The organism is Pseudomonas sp. J380, from assembly GCF_009827115.1.
Taxonomy (GTDB): domain Bacteria; phylum Pseudomonadota; class Gammaproteobacteria; order Pseudomonadales; family Pseudomonadaceae; genus Aquipseudomonas; species Aquipseudomonas paracarnis.
In genome coordinates, this window is record NZ_CP043060.1 from 940,989 (window position 1) to 955,194 (window position 14,206).

Below are 14,206 nucleotides of genomic sequence, written 5' to 3' on the forward strand. Positions count from 1 at the left end.
CTCCTTTAGATGCTCAGGCGCAAGGCGAGGGCGGCGAGGGTGACCAGCAGGACGGGCAGGGTCAGCACGATCCCGACCTTGAAGTAGTAACCCCAGGTGATGGTGATGCCTTTGCGTGCCAGGATATGCAACCACAACAAGGTGGCCAGGCTGCCGATGGGGGTGATTTTCGGGCCCAGGTCGCTGCCGATCACATTGGCGTAGATCATCGCGTCCTTGACCACGCCCACGGCATGGCTGGACTCGATGGACAACGCGCCAATCAGCACGGTCGGCAGGTTATTCATGGCTGATGAGAGCAGCGCTGTCAGCACCCCGGTGCCCATGGCCGCGCCCCACACACCATAGGTGGCGAAGGTGTCAAGCCAGGTGGCCAGGTAGTCGGTCAGGCCGGCGTTACGCAGGCCATAGACCACCAGGTACATGCCCAGGGAAAAAATCACGATCTGCCACGGGGCTTCCTTGAGGACTTTACGCGTGGAAATTTGATGACCTTTGGCAGCAATCACCAGCAGCAGTACCGCACAGAACGCGGAGATCGCACTGATGGGAATGCCCAATGGTTCCAGAGCGAAACAGCCGACCAGCAAAATACCGAGTACCCACCAGCCGGCACGAAAGGTCGCACGGTCATGGATGGCACTGGCGGGATCTTCCAGGTCGGACGGGTTGTAGGTCTGCGGAATATCCCGGCGGAAAAACCACAGCAGCACCGCGAGCGTGGCGGCGACACTGACCAGGTTCACCGGCACCATCACCGCGGCGTATTCGTTGAAGCCAATCTTGAAATAGTCCGCCGAGACGATATTCACCAGGTTCGACACCACCAGCGGCAGGCTCGCCGTGTCGGCGATAAACCCTGCGCCCATGACGAAGGCCAGGGTCGCCGCCGGGGAAAAGCGCAAGGCCAGCAGCATCGACATCACGATAGGCGTCAGGATCAACGCCGCACCGTCGTTGGCAAACAGCGCCGATACCAGCGCACCCAGCAACACCATATAGGCAAACAACCGCCGGCCGCGGCCACGGCCCCAGCGCGCCACATGCAGCGCCGTCCAGGCGAAGAAACCGGCTTCGTCCAGCAACAGGCTGATGATGATCAGCGCGACGAAGGTGCCGGTGGCGTTCCAGATGATCTGCCACACCGCCGGGATGTCCGCCAGGCTGATCACCCCGCAGGCCAGCGCCAGGATCGCGCCCAGTGTGGCACTCCAGCCGACGCCCAGGCCCTTGGGTTGCCAGATGACCAGCACGATGGTGACGAGGAAAATCGCAATTGCGACAAGCATGAATAAACGCTCCGATGGCTCAGCAGCAGGTGCTGGCCCGTTGTGGTCTGTCGCCCATTGCATTCAGACGCAGTGCGTCATCCTGCAACCATGGCTGGTTGGCTTGCAGAGTGGTGTCCAGCACCTGAGTAACCCAGGCGGGCAGTGCCGGATTGATGCGGTAGTAGATCCATTGCCCTTGACGTCGGTCCACCAGTAGCCCGCAACTGCGCAATTGCGCGAGATGGCGGGAGATTTTTGGCTGGCTGTCGTCCAAGGCATGGATCAACTCACACACGCAAAGTTCGCCCTCGCGCAGGATCAGTAAGGTCACCCGTGCACGGGTGGCATCGGCCAGGCACTTGAACAGGGTGGGAGGAGAGAAGAGGTCTGACATGGTCAAGGACTTTTCAAGTAGAGATATTCGAATATACGTATTTGCATATATATAGGTCAAATCTTGTTTCAATTGATATGGATCAAAACCCTTTGAAAGCGCCACAACTGTTTGAAATTAAAATGAAACACAAATGTCCTAACGTGCCTGCCCATTGCTGATGAAGGAAGACCCCGCGTGACCCGAGCCACCCGCAACCTGCGCAAGACCCTGGATTCCGTCGCGGAAAATAACGAAACCGCGGCCTTTGACCTGATGCGCGCCGTGGAAAAACTCGGCGATGAAGTGCTGCGCCAGCGCCTGCTCAATACCATCCACCGGCTGAACCAGGATGCGTATGAATTGCGCGAAGCCCGGGATTCGGTGGAGCAGGTTTCGGTAAAGCTCGCCTGAGCAAGATCGTTCAAGACAAGCTTTCGTTCGCGCTGGCATGCTTGTCGACTGTCTGTCGATGAGCCGCTTCCATGCCCACTGCATTACCTCATTACGCCTTCACCCGCGGCGCCATCGCCGTCATTCCCTTATCCCTGGCCTGTGCGCCCTGGGGGTTGCTGGCCGGCTCCATGGCCATTGACGCGCAATTTACCCCGCTGCAAGCCCAAGGCTTGTCTGCCATTGTGTTTGCCGGTGCCGCACAACTGGTGGCCATCGGCATGGTCAAGAGCGGTGCCAGCCTGATTTCCATCGTGCTGACCACTTTGCTGCTCACATCCCAGCATCTGCTCTATGGCATGCACATGCGTCCTACGCTGTCTTCGCTCAACACCCGTTGGCGCATGAGCCTGGGGTTCTTGTTGACCGATGAATTCTTTGCCCTGGTCAACCACTACGACCGCGAGACCTTCAACCGCTGGTACGCCCTGGGCGTCGGCCTGACGTTTTACCTGGTCTGGAACCTCTTCACCCTTGCCGGCATTGTGCTGGGCAAAAGCATTCCCGGCCTTGATCAATTGGGGCTGGAGTTCTCGATTGCCGCGACCTTTATCGCCTTGATCACCCCTGTGGTGCGCGACGTGCCCACGGTGGTATGCGTTGCCGTGGCACTGCTGAGCTCGGTCTGGTTGAGTTATCTGCACTGGGAGTCGGCGGTGGTGGTCTCGGGTGTGTTGGGGATGAGCGCGGGGTTTGCCTGTAAACGGCTGGGAGTGGGGCAACGATGATTTACCTGATGATTGTGGCCATGGGCCTGGTGGTGTTCTTCAACCGTTACCTGTTTATCGAGCCGCGCTTGCCAGTACGGCTCAATCGCGGTGCGCGTGAATTTCTGGGCTTCGCCGTGCCGGGCATGCTCACCGCGATCTGCGGGCCGATTATTTTCCTGGCTGACCATCGGCTCAACCTGAGCCCGAGCAACCCTTATCTGCTGGCCGGCATCTGCGCCGTGGCGTTGATGTACTGGACGCGCAGCGTGTTGACCACGGTGCTATTGAGCATGGCGCTGTTCTATCTGTTCCGTTGGTGGTTTTGACACCCGGGCAAAAAAAAAGCCCGCGGGGTGGCGGGCAGAAGGGAGACTTCTAAAAAATGAGCCTGGCCACTATAGGCGGCGTGTTTGCCCTTCACAGTGAAACAAAGTTCATGGGCGCGTCAGTTGGCAGACGCACAGTGGTAGAGTCACGGTTTTTCCAAGGAAGCAATGGCATGCACAAAGTGGTAATGGGCGCATTGATACTGGCGGCACTGACCGGTTGCGCCGGTTCGAAGATGAAGGAAGCGCGCGCAGGCAGCCCCTACAAGACCCTGGCATCAGACAAGGCCACTCTGGTCGTTGCCCAGTGCATCCAGTTCGGCTGGCAGGATGAAAGCGTGTTCGGCGTCGATGCTGGCGGCTTCAAGGAAGCGACCGAGGCGGGTGGTTTTACGGTGTATACCACCGGTGGCGATTACTTTGTCGATGTACTCAGCACCGGCGCGGGTTCTACGGTCAACTACTATGCAGCACAGGACAATATGCCGGCCAAACGTCGCCTGGCAGCACTGGCCACTTGTCTGTAAGTCGGTTGCCTTAGCCATATTCCGAAATGCCTGGCGGGACAGCCGCTGGGCATTGGCCTATGATTCACTTGCTCGTTCGACGTGATGGCTCTTTACCGGTACACGGATGTCGAGGCTTAAACGTCGAACGAGCTCCTCCACCCCAACCTCACCGGGGCATGAAACCCAAGTGCCAGCGTCGCGGAATCAACAGTGTCGCCACCCCCAAGGCCGCAGCCAACGCACCACTGACCCACAATGCGCGCAGGCCCATCTGCTGTTCCAGCAGTGCACCGATCACAGCGCCAATGAACATCCCGCCCCACGGAATCAATTGCACGCGCCAGCCATTGCGGCGCTCCCCCAATAACCAACGGCCGAGCCCGCGACCAAAGCGTGACAGCGCTCCGGTGACGTAGGTCAGCCCCACCGGCAGCCCGTTCACTTCCTCGACGGCCGCGTTGAGCATGCCCATGGCAATGATAGCTGCGAGCAACGCGGGCAAGGTGTCGGTCGATGGCCACAACGCCGCAGCGCAGAGCAAGGCGCCGATGCACAGTAATAAGGGCAACGCATGGCGCTTGCTGAAACGGCTGACCAGCACGCCCAAGGCATTGCCGACCACGAAGGTGGTGACCAGCAATACCAGGCGCCCGGTGAGCCCCAGGTCGCCCGCACTGATGGCCACCGCCAGGCGCGTGGTGTTACCACTCATGAACGAGACGAAATCGCCGCTGGCCATAAAACCGATCGCATCGGTCATGCCCGCCAGCACCGACAGGCAGGCCACCAGCATCAAGCCCACGCGCCCGCGCCAGCGCTGACGACGGGCGAGCGTGGCATTGGTGTAAGGCTTGCGGGACGAAGGCAGCATGGGGCTGGTTTCCTCGGTGAGATTATCCGGCCACTACCGTAGGGCGCTTTGCCTGTCCGCGCAATGACCTCAGACACGCTCCAGTTGCCAGCCGGTGGCGTGCCACGTCAGATGGTGAGTCGGCTCGATCGCCTGCAAGAATGCCTCGTCGTGTGATACGGCCAGCAGCGCGCCGGTAAACCCCTTCAAAGCCTGCTCAAACGCTAGCACTGACTCCAGGTCCAGGTGATTGGTGGGTTCATCCAACAACAGTAATTGCGCCGGTGTATCACGCCACAAGGCCAGGGCCATCGCGGCTTTCAAGCGCTCGCCGCCGCTGAGTTGCCCTGCCGGCTGCGTAACCCGCAGCGCGTCCAGCTGCAAAAACGCCAGACGTGTGCGCAGTTCGGCTTCGGCCAGCGGCGTGTCGAGCAGGTTGAGTTGCTCGACAAGGCTGCGCCGGTCGTCCAGCAGCGCCAGGTGCTGATCAATGTACGCACTGGGCACCGCTACGCTGCACTTGCCACTGACCGCCTGCCAGTGGCCGGCCAGCAGTTTGAGCAAGGTCGATTTGCCGCAACCGTTCGGCCCACGCACGGCAACGCGAGCCGGACCTGTCAGGTTTAGCGTCAGGTAGCTGACGGGCGCCAGGGGATCGAGCCAGGGCAATTGCGCCTGCTCCAGCACCAGTACCTGGCGGCCATTGGGGACCGTCGAGCCTGATAATGCGAGCAGTGTGGGCGTCTCATCCGCCACGCGCTCGTAAGCCTGGCGCACCTGGGCGTCGAGTTGGTTTTTGCACGCATGATGGGCGCTACGCACGCTGCTGACGATCTCCTTTGCTGCGCTTTTCCAGCGCGCCTTGGTAAAACGGTCGACGTTGGCGGTCTCGGCCTGTTTACGTGCGCGTGCGGCATGGCGCTGCAGGTCGTCGTGGTCTTTTTGCAGACGCCGACGCTCACGGCTGCGGGCCAGACGCGCCTGTTCCCACGCAGCAATCGCGGCCTGCTGGTGAGTATCGCGTTGCTGGCGATAGGCGTCGTAGTTGCCGCCGTAGACCTGAATGCCAAGGGGCGAAAGCTCAATGATGCGACCCATGACGTTGAGCAACTGTCGATCATGGCTGACCACCACCAGGCCACCTCGCCAATCGCGCAACACACGCAACAGCCAATCGCGCCCGGCAGCATCAAGGTGGTTACTGGGCTCATCCAGAATCAGCAACTGCGGCGCAGCCAACAACGCCCCGATCAGCGCGACCCTGGCGAGTTGGCCACCGCTGAGTTGATCGGCCGGGGTACTGGCACTGAGGGTCTGCAAACCCGCTGCATCCAGTGCCTGGCGCAGGCGCTCGGCGAGGTCCCAGCGATCGTCGATCAGTTCCAGGTCACCGAGGCGTGCATCGCCCTGGGCCATACGTGCAAGGGCAGCCAAGGCTGCGGCAGTTGCGGTGATATCGGCGATGGTTTGCCCTGGTTGAGCCGTGATGGCCTGGGGCACATAGGCAACGTGGGCCGGTTTTTTCAACGTGCCGGAGGAGGGCAGCAGCACGCCGGCCATCAACTTGGCCAGGATACTTTTGCCCCGTCCATTGCGCCCGACGATACCGGTAGGCGTTTGATCAATGGACAGGTTCACGTCGGCCAGCAAGGTTTCGCCATTGGCGAACTGGAAAGACAGGTGTTGCAGGGAAACAAGAGCGGGCAGCCGTTTGACGTCAGTCATCAGCACCTCCAAAAAAATGTCGAACAGGCCAACAAGCGCGCCAGCGGCTCGTTGCAGATACATTTTGGAAGGCTTAGATGTTCACGTCGGCGGTCATCCCGTGAGTCAGAAGGGAGGCAGAGCCTAACCCACCTTAACTTTGTGCGGCAAGTCTTCGGCCAGTTTTTCCAGGAACATCGCCAGCGCGACTTCTTCGGCTTTCAAGCCTTTGCGCACCCGCGGCTTGGGCAACTTCGACAACTCGCCGAGGCTGAAATGCTCGAGCACCGCCGGATGGATATAACACTTGCGGCACACCGCCGGCGTATTGCCCAACTGCCGGGAGACATCCTTGACCATCGCCACCACATGCCGCTTGGCGTCGGATTCGGGCTGCCACGCCAACTCGCGCAACACTGCCAGCGCCATTGCTGTACCAGCCCAGGTGCGGTAGTCCTTGGCGGTAAAGTCTTCGCCGGTCAGGCTGTGCAGGTAGTCGTTGACGTCCTGGGAGCTGACGGTATGCCGCTCACCGTCTTCGTCCAGGTACTGGAACAGGTTTTGCCCTGGCAATTCCATGCAACGCTTGACCACCCGGGCCAGGCGCCGATCCTTGACGCTGACTTGGTGCTCCACGCCACTCTTGCCACGAAACTGGAACTGGATCTCACTGCCCTTGATGTCCACATGGCGGTTGCGCAAGGTGGTCAGCCCGTAGGATTTGTTTTCACGGGCATATTGGGTATTGCCGACGCGGATCAGCGTGGCGTCCAGCAACATCACCACCGTGGCCAACACCTTTTCGCGGGTAAACCCCGGCTCGGCGATTTGAGCTTCGAGCTGTTTGCGCAATTTGGGCAACGCGGCGCCAAAAGCCTGCAAGCGCGAGTACTTGTCGCTGTCGCGCACCTCGCGCCAGCGTGGGTGGTAACGGTATTGCTTGCGGCCACGGGCGTCGCGGCCGGTGGCTTGCAGGTGGCCGCGAGGGTCGGCACAGATCCACACGTCGGTGTAGGCGGGCGGCACCGCCAAGGCGTTCAGGCGTTTTATTTCGTCCGCGTCGATAATGCGCTCGCCCTTGGCGTTCAGATACTGGAACTTGCCTCGCACTTTTTTACGGCGGATGCCGGGCTGGGTGTCATCCACATAATGCAGGTCGCGGGGCAGGTCGGCGGGTAGCGAAGAGTCAGGCATGGGGCGGGTTCCTTGGCAACAAATCAGGCCGGTATGTCTGATTGACCGCAGCACCCTGCGGTCGTGCCAAATGGTTAAGCCAGCACCGCCACCGCCTTGATTTGCGCCCACAGTGTCTGGCCCGGATGCAGTTGCAACTGGTCGTGTGAGAAGCGCGTGATGCGTGCCAGCAAGGGCGTGCCGCCGGCGTCGAGGCGCACCAGCACGTGGGCGCTGTTGTCCGCGCCAATAGTCTGGGTGACGGTCACCGGCAAGCGGTTGAGGATGCTGCTGTGTTCCTGGGCCTGCAGGCTCAGGCTTACATCCCGTGCCTGTACCTTGACCCGCAGCGGGTTGCCCACCGCCAGCGGGACATGGGCCACGCGCATCTGCAACGGGCAATCGGGCAACTGCAGAGTGAGCAACTGATAGTGCGCGTCGTAGGCAACGACGCTGCCGGCGATCACCACGCCGGCATCGTCGCCCAGCGCCAGGGGCAGATCGAGGCGCGCCAGGGTCTCGCCGATCGGGCCGCTGGCCAGGGCCTTACCGTCGCTGAGCAAGACAATATGGTCGGCCAGTCGCGCCACTTCGTCCTGGGCATGGCTGACGTACAGCACCGGGATATCCAGCTCGTCGTGCAGGCGTTCCAGGTAAGGCAATATCTCGCTTTTGCGCTGGCTGTCCAGCGCCGCCAGTGGTTCATCCATCAACAACAACTTGGGGCTGGTGAGCAAGGCGCGGGCGATGCCGATGCGTTGGCGCTCGCCGCCGGACAAGTGTTGCGGGTGACGCTCAAGCAAGTGCCCGATGCCCAACAGTTCGGTGGCCTGGGCCAAGTCCACGCGCCGTTGCGGGCGCGGAATACGTTTGAGGCCGAACTCCAGATTGGCGCGCACCGACAGGTGCGCAAACAGGCTCGCCTCCTGGAACACATAGCCCAGAGCGCGTTTATGCGGCGGTACAAACATCCCTTTGCTGCTGTCTTGCCAGACCTCGCCGTTGACTTGTACAAAACCGTGTTCGGCGCGTTCCAATCCGGCGATGCAGCGCAGGCACGTGGTCTTGCCGGAGCCAGAATGCCCGTACAGCGCGCTCACGCCACGGCCGGGTAATTGCAGGTCAACATCCAGTGTGAAGGCGCAATACTTCAGGTGCAGGCGTATATCCATCATCGCGATCAGCTCCAGCCCATCTTGGTTTTACGGCTGGAATAGAGCGCCAGCAACACGAGGAAGGCGAACACCACCATGGCCCCGGCCAGCCAATGGGCCTGGGCATATTCCATGGCTTCGACGTGGTCGTAGATCTGCACCGAGACGACACGGGTCTTGTCCGGGATATTGCCGCCGATCATCAGCACCACGCCGAACTCACCGACGGTATGGGCAAAGCCCAGGATCGAGGCGGTGATAAACCCAGGGCGTGCCAGCGGCAGGATCACCGTGAAAAACGTGTCCCACGGGTTGGCGCGCAAGGTCGCGGCCACTTCCAGCGGGCGCGTGCCGATGGCAGAAAACGCGTTCTGCAACGGCTGCACCACGAAGGGCATGGAGTAGATCACCGAGCCAATCACCAGCCCGGCGAAACTGAAGGTGAGGGTGCCCACGCCCAGCCATTGGGTGAACTGGCCGACGTACCCGTTGGGCCCCATGCCCAACAGCAAGTAAAAGCCGATGACCGTTGGCGGCAACACCAACGGCAGTGCGACCACTGCGCCGATGGGGCCGCGCCACTTGGAACGGGTGCGCGACAGCCACAGGGCGATCGGTGTGCCGATGATCAATAGGATCAGGGTGGTCAGTGAGGCCAGTTTGAGGGTCAACCAGATCGCAGAAAAATCAGCACTCGTCAGGGGCATTTACAGCTCGTAACCGTAGGATTTGATAACGGCAGCCGCTTTCGGGCCTTTGAGGTAGTCCACCAGAGCCTTGGCGGCGGCGCTGTCCTTGCCCTTGTTGAGGATTACGGCGTCCTGTTTGATCGGGTCATGCAGGGACGCCGGAACAATCCACGCCGAACCGCCGGTGACTTTGCCGTCTTTGTAGATCTGCGACAAGGCCACAAAACCCAGCTCGGCGTTGCCGGTGGACACAAACTGATAAGCCTGGGTGATGTTCTGGCCCTCGACGAGCTTGTCCTTGACCTGGTCGCTCAAGCCTTCCCTGGCCAGCAATTGGGTGGCGGCCAGGCCGTAGGGCGCTGTTTTGGGGTTGGCGATGGACAAGTGCTTGAATTGGTTTTTCTTCAGCACATCACCCTTGGCATCCACATAGCCTTCTTTGGCCGACCACAGCGCCAGGGTGCCGACCGCGTAGGTGAAGCGTGAACCCTTGACCGTAGCGCCTTCGCTTTCGAGTTTTTGCGGGGTGGTGTCATCGGCGCTGAGGAACACCTCAAATGGCGCGCCGTTCTTGATCTGGGTGTAGAACTGCCCGGTGGCACCGTAAGCCGCGACCAGTTTATGGCCGGTGTCTTTCTCGAAATCGGCGGCAATCGCCTGGATCGGTGCGGTGAAGTTGGCGGCCACGGCCACCTGCACTTCATCGGCATGGGCCGTACCCAAGGCAAAGGCGGCAAGCAGGGGTGCCAGGCGCGAAACGCGGGTCATCATGAAGCAACTCCTTGAAGGTGTACGGCAGGTTGTAGGTAAAGAGGCTTACCGCTATGTATGGGAATATATAGCGGTAGGCTATTGCCGGTACAGCACCAAGTTGCTGCGCAGGTCAGTCGCGGGTGAATCGGGCTATCGCGTGCTCGGCCAATTCGCGGGTCAGGTCATAGGTGGACAGGTCTTTGCCCAGCCTCAGGGCCTGGCCTGCCCACAGGTTACTGAAACCGGCTTCATCCTTGGCCTTGAGTGGCATTAATGCGCCGCCGGCTTTGGGGAACGCCGGCGCCGCTGGATTGATTGCGCCGAGCTCACGCATCACCCGGTTGACGATGCCCCGCGCCGGGCGGCCGGTAAACAGGTTGGTCAGCGCGGTTTCGCTGGCTTGGGCATGGCGCAGCGCATGGTGATGGGAGGCGCTTACCGTAGCTTCGGGTGTGAACAGGTATGCCGTGCCGACCTGCACTGCCGAAGCGCCCAGCGCAAAGGCGGCGACGATGCCGCGCGCATCGCCGATTCCGCCCGCAGCAATCACCGGCACGCTGACCGCGTCGACAATCTGCGGTAGCAGCGCCATCAAGCCGATCTGGCTGTTGAGGTCATCGCTGAGAAACAGGCCACGATGCCCACCAGCTTCGATGCCCATGGCGATAATCGCGTCGCAGCCGTGCTGTTCCAGCCACACGGCTTCCTCGACAGTGGTGGCCGATGACAGCACCTTGGCACCGGTGGCTTTTACCCGGTCCAGCAAAGACTTCTCTGGCAGGCCAAAATGAAAGCTCACCACTTCTGGCCGAAACGCTTCTACTACCTGGCAGGCTGCGTCATTGAACGGCGCGCGGTTGGACACCGGGGTTGGCGCATCGAAGTCGGCGCCCAGCTCATAGTAGTAAGGTTGCAGCAAGGCCTTCCAAGCCTGGTCCCGCGCGTCATCGGCATCGGGGGGTTGATGGCAGAAGAAGTTGATGTTCAGCGGCGCATGACTGGCCTGGCGAATGAGATCCAAGGCATCGCGCAGTTGCTCCAGGCTCAGCGCCGCCGCAGGCATCGAGCCCAGGGCTCCGGCTTGCTGGGCGGCGATGACCATGGCGGTGGTCGTCGCGCCAGCCATCGGCGCCTGGATAATCGGCACCTCAATGCCCAACAGGTCAAGGATGCGGGTGTCTGGCCAGGTGCTCATGGGGTGCTTCTCCAGCGTTAGTAGGGCTTTTCGCTGTTTTAGCAGGGCAATCAGCACCCGGCCAGTCTGTTTTATTCACTGGACGGAAGCGGCGTTTTGTGGGGCTGGGTTTCGCGCTCGAGTAACTGGCGCTTACGCTCTACGCCCCAGCGGTAGCCCGACAGCTCGCCATTGCTGCGCACCACGCGATGACAGGGAATCGCCACCGCCAGGTGGTTGGCACCGCAAGCCTGGGCCACGGCGCGAAAGGAGGAGGGGGCACCGATACGCTGGGCAATCTGCGCATAGCTGGCGGTGCTGCCCGCAGGGATTTCGCGCAACGCCTGCCACACCCGCTCCTGAAAGGCTGTGCCGCGCAGGTCCAAGGGCAAATCCAGGCCCAAGGCAGGGGCCTCGACAAAGCCGACGACGTGGGCCACCAGTTGTTCGAAACCCTGATCCGCGCCGATCAACTCAGCCTTGGGAAACTGGTCTTGCAGGTCGCGCACCAGTTTGTCCGGATCATCACCCAATAAAATCGCACACACGCCACGTTGGCTTTGCGCCACCAGAATCGCCCCCAGCGAGCACTGGCCAACGGCAAAGCGGATGGTGTTATTGGCGCCGCCGCCTTTGTAGTCTCGAGGTCTCATGCCGAGCACTTGGTCGGCGGCTTCATAAAAGCGGCTATTGGAATTAAAGCCCGCGTCATACAGGGTGTCCGTCACCGAATGCTGGCCCTTGAGGCCGTCGCGCACTCTGCGCGAACGCAGGGCGCTGGCGTAACCCTTGGGGGTCAACCCGGTGTTGGCTTTGAATACGCGGTGGAAGTGAAAGGGACTCAGCCCGGCGCATCGGGCGAGCATGTCCAGGCTGGGCGGGGTTTCGGCCTGTTCGATTTGCCGGCAGGCCTCGGCCACCAATTGCCCATGGTGAGCGGCCAACTGGGTCTGGTCGCCGGCAGAGCGTTTACTGGGACGATAACCGGCGGCTTCGGCCTGCGCCGGCGTGTCGAAAAACTCGACATTCTCCGGGCGCGGCAAACGCGAAGCGCTGCTGGGGCGGCAATACACGCCGGTGGTTTTCACGCCGTAGACAAACAATGCGTCAGCCTTGGCATCACGGGCAATAATGGCAGCCCAGCGCGGATCGTGTTCGTTGTTCATGGCCTGCACTCTTGACGGTTCAGGAGCAGATTAAGCCTGCCGCTCGCAATCGACACTCCGAAGCTTGCGGTCAAATTAACCGGCGGTGCGAAAGGTCAGGTTGATGCGCTGCGGGCCCATGACCGGAAGCACGCCGTCCTTGATCGGCATCACGCCATGAAAGCGCAGGCGATCAACGCCGCCCCACACCACCACATCACCATGAAACAGCGAGACCTTTTGGGTTTTGTCGCTGCGCGCATGGCCACCGAACAGGAAAATCGCCGGCAGCCCCAGGGACACCGACACCACGGGCGCGCTGTAGCTGCGCTCGTTCTTATCCTGATGCAGGGACATCTTCGCCCCCGGTACGTAACGGTTGATCAAGCAGGCATCGGGTTGAAAACCGCCAAAGCCGGCCTCGGTAGCCGCAGCCACCGCCAGTTGGCGCAATGTGTCGGGCATGACGGGCCAAGGTTGCTGGCTGCGCGGGTCGAGTGGGCTATAGCGATAGCCATGGGCGTCGGTGGTCCAGCCCAGCTCGCCGCAACTGCTCAGCGCCGCAGACATGGTAAAGCCGCCGGGGGTGACCATCTGCCGAAACGGTGATTGAGCCAGGACACGCCGCAGTTCAGGCAATAACCGCTCGATCCAGGGCAGGGCATAGCCCCTTAGTACATAGGACTCTTCGCCAATTCGCTCGCGCCCGGCAGGCTGTTGCAGGGCCTCGTCGGCAAACAAATCGGCGGTAGGGCCAGGCATGGCTTACAGCGCCTTGCTCACGTTGATGTCGGTGATTTCGTCGCTGGCATCATGAATTTTTGCCAAGGCTTGCTTGGCTTCTTCGATGCTGTTGTTTTGCAACTGGGCAAATTCAAAGCGGCGTTCGCCGTTGAGCTTGTACTTGATGACGTATTTGGTTGTGGTGGTCACAGCTTTTTTCCTGTCAGGTGTTCAGGTCAGCTCAGCTTGCTGCTGGTACGACGAACGATACGGATCTTGTGGGACAACGCAGGTTTGCGGGTCACGCTGATGGCGCGACGGGTCACCACATCCAGGGTGATGTTCCAGAACCCGGTGCTGGGCGCGGTGATCTTGGCCGGGAATTTATCAAATGCGCCGCCGTGGTAGGTATGGCGGCCGCCATTTTTGAAGCTGCGAAAGTTCGCATCGCTCATCAGGCGAATATTGCAGGTCTGCGAGCATTCGATGACGACAATGTCTCCCTCGTTGAGGTGCTCACGCTGGTGGATGAATTTCATGGGGGTGTCTCCAGAAGGGCTTTTTCTGAAAAATCAGAACGATACGTAGGTTAAGATGGAGTTTATCAGCCCCAGCGCGTTTATTATCGGGCCGTCGTCGACGACTTCGACAATTTAAAACAGTTATTTACCGAGTTATCACAGATAAATCCTACGTTGGTGGGAGAAAATTACCATCCCCGCTGTCGTAGGGTCTTTATCGGAGGTTTTTGTATGAAGTGGAGTGTGTTGGTGCTGGCCTTGGCAATAGGTGGGTGTGCTTCGGTTGCAGATATCAAGCAGACCCCGCCAACATTGGTGGTCATCTCAGGGAAGAAACCGCAGGAATATGCGGCGTGTGTGGTACGCAAATTGGAGGCGACCCGTCGGCCGCCGCAGATCGAACCCCATAAAGACGGCATTCAGGTGATCGTGCCGCAGAAGTTCTCGGCAGACCCGTCGGCGATCTTTGAAATCGAAGACCGCTCCAGCGGTAGCAGCATCAAGCTTTATGAAAGCATGTCCAATGTGCCGATCCGCCCGGGCGACGTGAAGAAGGCGGGGGAAGAATGCATTTCCGGTTGAGCTCCAGACTCATCCCTCACACCCGATAAAAAAAGCCCTTACCCTGCAGGGACGGTATGCATCCGTTAAACTGTCGGGCATTCACTATAAAGATGC

Annotated in this window: 18 protein-coding genes; 5 read left to right on the plus strand and 13 right to left on the minus strand. The window is 60.5% G+C overall.

Annotation, left to right across the window (positions count from 1 at the left end):
• Positions 1-5: 5 nt before the first annotated feature.
• Positions 6-1,289, minus strand: coding sequence for an arsenic transporter (locus FXO12_RS04425; protein ID WP_057975833.1), 1,284 nt, complete (start codon positions 1,287-1,289; stop codon positions 6-8).
• Between the two features lie 19 nt (positions 1,290-1,308).
• The gene (locus FXO12_RS04430; protein WP_034127507.1) at positions 1,309-1,665 is read right to left on the minus strand and encodes a metalloregulator ArsR/SmtB family transcription factor; all 357 of its coding nucleotides are present in this window, start codon (positions 1,663-1,665) and stop codon (positions 1,309-1,311) included.
• A gap of 177 nt (positions 1,666-1,842) precedes the next feature.
• Between FXO12_RS04430 and FXO12_RS04435 the strand changes: the two genes are divergently transcribed.
• The 4 genes from FXO12_RS04435 (at position 1,843) to FXO12_RS04450 (ending at position 3,660) form a co-directional block, all read left to right on the plus strand.
• A complete protein-coding gene (locus tag FXO12_RS04435) occupies positions 1,843-2,058 on the plus strand; it encodes a hypothetical protein (protein WP_003191339.1) in 216 nt (71 codons plus the stop codon).
• Between the two features lie 71 nt (positions 2,059-2,129).
• Positions 2,130-2,825 (plus strand): AzlC family ABC transporter permease, encoded by a 696-nt coding sequence (locus FXO12_RS04440; RefSeq protein ID WP_054897293.1) that lies wholly within the window; start codon positions 2,130-2,132, stop codon positions 2,823-2,825.
• Positions 2,822-3,133, plus strand: coding sequence for an AzlD domain-containing protein (locus FXO12_RS04445; protein ID WP_014718527.1), 312 nt, complete (start codon positions 2,822-2,824; stop codon positions 3,131-3,133). Before FXO12_RS04440 ends, FXO12_RS04445 begins: the two co-directional genes overlap by 4 nt.
• A 173-nt stretch (positions 3,134-3,306) precedes the next feature.
• Positions 3,307-3,660 (plus strand): hypothetical protein, encoded by a 354-nt coding sequence (locus FXO12_RS04450; RefSeq protein WP_054897292.1) that lies wholly within the window; start codon positions 3,307-3,309, stop codon positions 3,658-3,660.
• Between the two features lie 148 nt (positions 3,661-3,808).
• Here FXO12_RS04450 and FXO12_RS04455 read toward each other — a convergent pair whose 3' ends face one another.
• The 11 genes from FXO12_RS04455 to FXO12_RS04500 form a co-directional block, all read right to left on the minus strand.
• A complete protein-coding gene (locus FXO12_RS04455; protein ID WP_057975835.1) occupies positions 3,809-4,513 on the minus strand; it encodes a YoaK family protein in 705 nt (234 codons plus the stop codon).
• Between the two features lie 69 nt (positions 4,514-4,582).
• Complete coding sequence (locus tag FXO12_RS04460; protein WP_054897336.1) at positions 4,583-6,217, minus strand: ABC-F family ATP-binding cassette domain-containing protein; 1,635 nt, start codon at positions 6,215-6,217, stop codon at positions 4,583-4,585.
• 123 nt (positions 6,218-6,340) lie between these two features.
• Positions 6,341-7,390, minus strand: coding sequence for a DNA topoisomerase IB (locus FXO12_RS04465; RefSeq protein WP_057975837.1), 1,050 nt, complete (start codon positions 7,388-7,390; stop codon positions 6,341-6,343).
• A 74-nt stretch (positions 7,391-7,464) separates the two neighbouring features.
• Entirely contained in the window at positions 7,465-8,544 is a 1,080-nt protein-coding gene (modC, locus tag FXO12_RS04470; RefSeq protein WP_057975839.1) for a molybdenum ABC transporter ATP-binding protein, read from the minus strand.
• A gap of 5 nt (positions 8,545-8,549) precedes the next feature.
• Complete coding sequence (gene modB, locus FXO12_RS04475) at positions 8,550-9,230, minus strand: molybdate ABC transporter permease subunit (protein ID WP_057975841.1); 681 nt, start codon at positions 9,228-9,230, stop codon at positions 8,550-8,552.
• Positions 9,231-9,983 (minus strand): molybdate ABC transporter substrate-binding protein, encoded by a 753-nt coding sequence (gene modA / locus FXO12_RS04480; protein ID WP_054898424.1) that lies wholly within the window; start codon positions 9,981-9,983, stop codon positions 9,231-9,233.
• A gap of 112 nt (positions 9,984-10,095) precedes the next feature.
• Complete coding sequence (locus FXO12_RS04485; protein WP_057975843.1) at positions 10,096-11,160, minus strand: nitronate monooxygenase family protein; 1,065 nt, start codon at positions 11,158-11,160, stop codon at positions 10,096-10,098.
• A gap of 71 nt (positions 11,161-11,231) precedes the next feature.
• Positions 11,232-12,305: a bifunctional DNA-binding transcriptional regulator/O6-methylguanine-DNA methyltransferase Ada gene (gene ada, locus FXO12_RS04490; RefSeq protein WP_057975845.1), complete on the minus strand. Its 1,074-nt coding sequence runs from the start codon at positions 12,303-12,305 to the stop codon at positions 11,232-11,234.
• A 75-nt stretch (positions 12,306-12,380) separates the two neighbouring features.
• Complete coding sequence (gene alkB, locus FXO12_RS04495; RefSeq protein WP_057975847.1) at positions 12,381-13,046, minus strand: DNA oxidative demethylase AlkB; 666 nt, start codon at positions 13,044-13,046, stop codon at positions 12,381-12,383.
• A gap of 3 nt (positions 13,047-13,049) precedes the next feature.
• The gene (locus FXO12_RS28705; RefSeq protein WP_087149541.1) at positions 13,050-13,217 is read right to left on the minus strand and encodes a hypothetical protein; all 168 of its coding nucleotides are present in this window, start codon (positions 13,215-13,217) and stop codon (positions 13,050-13,052) included.
• Between the two features lie 26 nt (positions 13,218-13,243).
• On the minus strand, positions 13,244-13,546 hold the full coding sequence (locus FXO12_RS04500; RefSeq protein WP_003191319.1) for a DUF1883 domain-containing protein: 303 nt from the start codon (positions 13,544-13,546) through the stop codon (positions 13,244-13,246).
• Positions 13,547-13,759: 213 nt separating this feature from the next.
• Here FXO12_RS04500 and FXO12_RS04505 point away from each other — a divergent pair, with 213 nt between their 5' ends.
• A complete protein-coding gene (locus FXO12_RS04505; RefSeq protein ID WP_003191317.1) occupies positions 13,760-14,110 on the plus strand; it encodes a hypothetical protein in 351 nt (116 codons plus the stop codon).
• The last annotated feature ends 96 nt before the right edge of the window (positions 14,111-14,206 follow it).

Excerpts from the sequence above, each read along its gene's own strand:
- FXO12_RS04460 (WP_054897336.1), bottom strand. The coding sequence starts at position 6,217 with ATGACTGACGTCAAACGGCTGCCCGCTCTTGTTTCCCTGCAACACCTG.
- modB (WP_057975841.1), bottom strand. The coding sequence starts at position 9,230 with ATGCCCCTGACGAGTGCTGATTTTTCTGCGATCTGGTTGACCCTCAAA.
- FXO12_RS04430 (WP_034127507.1), bottom strand. The coding sequence starts at position 1,665 with ATGTCAGACCTCTTCTCTCCTCCCACCCTGTTCAAGTGCCTGGCCGAT.
- FXO12_RS04485 (WP_057975843.1), bottom strand. The coding sequence starts at position 11,160 with ATGAGCACCTGGCCAGACACCCGCATCCTTGACCTGTTGGGCATTGAG.
- FXO12_RS04445 (WP_014718527.1), top strand. The coding sequence starts at position 2,822 with ATGATTTACCTGATGATTGTGGCCATGGGCCTGGTGGTGTTCTTCAAC.
- modC (WP_057975839.1), bottom strand. The coding sequence starts at position 8,544 with ATGATGGATATACGCCTGCACCTGAAGTATTGCGCCTTCACACTGGAT.
- alkB (WP_057975847.1), bottom strand. The coding sequence starts at position 13,046 with ATGCCTGGCCCTACCGCCGATTTGTTTGCCGACGAGGCCCTGCAACAG.
- ada (WP_057975845.1), bottom strand. The coding sequence starts at position 12,305 with ATGAACAACGAACACGATCCGCGCTGGGCTGCCATTATTGCCCGTGAT.
- FXO12_RS04455 (WP_057975835.1), bottom strand. The coding sequence starts at position 4,513 with ATGCTGCCTTCGTCCCGCAAGCCTTACACCAATGCCACGCTCGCCCGT.
- FXO12_RS04465 (WP_057975837.1), bottom strand. The coding sequence starts at position 7,390 with ATGCCTGACTCTTCGCTACCCGCCGACCTGCCCCGCGACCTGCATTAT.
- FXO12_RS04425 (WP_057975833.1), bottom strand. The coding sequence starts at position 1,289 with ATGCTTGTCGCAATTGCGATTTTCCTCGTCACCATCGTGCTGGTCATC.
- FXO12_RS04500 (WP_003191319.1), bottom strand. The coding sequence starts at position 13,546 with ATGAAATTCATCCACCAGCGTGAGCACCTCAACGAGGGAGACATTGTC.
- FXO12_RS04440 (WP_054897293.1), top strand. The coding sequence starts at position 2,130 with ATGCCCACTGCATTACCTCATTACGCCTTCACCCGCGGCGCCATCGCC.
- FXO12_RS04505 (WP_003191317.1), top strand. The coding sequence starts at position 13,760 with ATGAAGTGGAGTGTGTTGGTGCTGGCCTTGGCAATAGGTGGGTGTGCT.
- FXO12_RS04450 (WP_054897292.1), top strand. The coding sequence starts at position 3,307 with ATGCACAAAGTGGTAATGGGCGCATTGATACTGGCGGCACTGACCGGT.
- modA (WP_054898424.1), bottom strand. The coding sequence starts at position 9,983 with ATGATGACCCGCGTTTCGCGCCTGGCACCCCTGCTTGCCGCCTTTGCC.